Annotated in this window: 1 protein-coding gene; it reads left to right on the top strand. The window is 64.4% G+C overall.

The window, feature by feature from the left end; translation table 11 throughout:
- Positions 1–205: 205 nt before the first annotated feature.
- A partial coding sequence (locus EN742_RS36600) for a TolC family protein (protein ID WP_189375765.1) occupies positions 206–767 on the top strand: 562 nt, incomplete at its 3' end.

Below are 767 nucleotides of genomic sequence, written 5' to 3' on the forward strand. Positions count from 1 at the left end.
GACGACATCCAGCGCTTCCTCGCCCGCCATTTGAGCAAGCTGCTGGCCGAGGGGCCCGAAGCCGCAAAGCCTACCGTCTCGCCCGAAAGCCTAACCGGGAACGCCTGATCGCCAGGCGACCCCGATTGGATCCTGCAGCTCGACCATCCCGCCAGAGCGCACTGTTCGCGCCCGGCAAAGATCAATCGAATTTGAGGTAACGCGTATGACGAGTTGGGTTAGGCTGAGCGTCGTCATGCTGGCGGCGACCACGCTCGCCGGGTGCGTCGTCGGCCCGGACTATCAGAAGCCGCTTCTGCCGATGCCGGCGGCCTGGAGCAGCCAGAAGAAGGCTTCGCCGGCAAAGCCGGCACAATTGTCGAAATGGTGGCAGCGGCTGAGCGACCCGGAGCTCGACGCGCTCGTAGAGGAAGCGGTTGCCGGCAATCTCGACGTCGCCACCGCCAAGGCCAGGATACGCGAGGCCCGCGCCAGCTATCGCCAGAGCGCGGCGAGCCTGTTCCCGTCCGTGGACAGCTCGGGATCGGCAACGCGCAACAAGTCAGCCGTGACCACCTCGGGTTCGGACAGTGTCTACAGCGAATATCAATCCGGTTTCGACGCCAGTTGGGAACTGGACCTGTTCGGTGCTAACCGCAGAAGCGTCGAGGCGGCCCGCTACGGGCTGGATGCGTCAGAGGAAGAGCTGCGCTCGACGCTGCTCACAATGATCGGCGATGTCGCCTCGAACTACGCCCAGGCGCGCGGTTATCAGGCCCGTATTCAAC

Source organism: Mesorhizobium sp. M4A.F.Ca.ET.020.02.1.1, from assembly GCF_004022645.1.
Lineage (GTDB): Bacteria > Pseudomonadota > Alphaproteobacteria > Rhizobiales > Rhizobiaceae > Mesorhizobium.